The sequence below is a fragment of the Sporosarcina sp. Y1011 genome, assembly GCF_057669885.1.
The window spans coordinates 1-1,252 of sequence record NZ_JBYHFP010000047.1 but is presented as its reverse complement, the minus strand read 5'-3'; the positions used below and the strand labels follow the sequence as shown (position 1 = coordinate 1,252).

The 1,252-nt window shown below is 43.2% G+C and carries 1 protein-coding gene; it reads left to right on the top strand.

Annotated elements, in window-relative coordinates; genetic code table 11:
• A partial coding sequence (locus tag AC25Y5_RS18910) for a Rieske 2Fe-2S domain-containing protein (protein ID WP_488141646.1) occupies positions 1-1,252 on the top strand: 1,252 nt, incomplete at both ends.

Genomic DNA, 1,252 nt, shown 5'->3' with positions numbered 1-1,252 from the left:
AATTACGATGTTATCAAAAGAAGATAATCAGTTACTAACTGAAACAGATTCAGGGTCACCAATGGGCGATTTATTTCGCAGGTATTGGATCCCCGCTCTTCAATCATCTGAACTAGAAAGTGATGGTAAACCTCAAAGGGTAAAGTTGCTGGGTGAAGACTTAGTCGCATTTCGTGATACAGAAGGAAAAGTCGGTTTAATCGATGAGCGGTGTCCGCACCGTGGAACATCCCTTTATTATGGAATTAACGAGGGTTGTGGTATCAGGTGTATGTATCATGGTTGGAAGTTTGATACAGACGGAGAATGTACTGAAATCCCTTCTGAACCAACGGACGGGAAGTTTAGACAATCCATTAAATTGAAAAGTTACCCAACAAAAGAAGTAAGCGGTATCGTCTGGACGTATATGGGCCCAGAAGAATCACAGCCCGCATTTCCAGACTTTTATTGGATGGGTTTACCAGAGAAGAACAAATTGGTCGAACGCGTTTGGCAAGAATGTAACTATGCGCAAGCGATGGAAAATGATCTGGATTTTGTCCATGCGGCATTCTTACATAAAGCGCATGGTGTTCAGGAGACAGAAGAAGGTATTTTAAGTAGTGATTTAGGAATTGACCCAAATCATCCACTTGTGAAAAATCCACCGGTTAAACAATCTGTGCAAGACACGAATTATGGGAAGCGTTGTATTGCGGTAGGAATAGGTACTGAAGAAGAAAATGCATTTATGGAAATCCACTATGTCTTTCCGTTCTACACGTACCCACCACGCTTTGGCGGAGAAGATGGCATGTGGCATGCGTTTATTCCGCGGGATGACCACAGTACGTGGACGTGGGATGTACAGTTTGCCCATGATCGGGAAATCGATGTACAAGCCCAACATGACCGTCGGGGCCTAAAATTGGATGAAGATTTTCGAAAGACTGTCAATGCGGAGAATGACTACAACCAAGATCGCGAATTACAAAAGACTGGGAACTTTACAGGCATACGTGGGATTGCGAATCAGGATCACGCGGCAACAGAAGCGATGGGTACCATCGTGGACCGCACAAGCGAGCATTTAGGAACAAGCGATTTACCAATCATTCATATGCGCCGTATCCTGCTTCAACAAGTTAAAGGATTCCTTCAAGGGGAAGAGCCATTTAAGTTGGAGAACGAATCATTGAAAAAGTTAATTAGTGAAGGTCTTTACGACGATAAAGAGAAAAAATGGCAAGAAGCGTTTCCTTTGAATGAA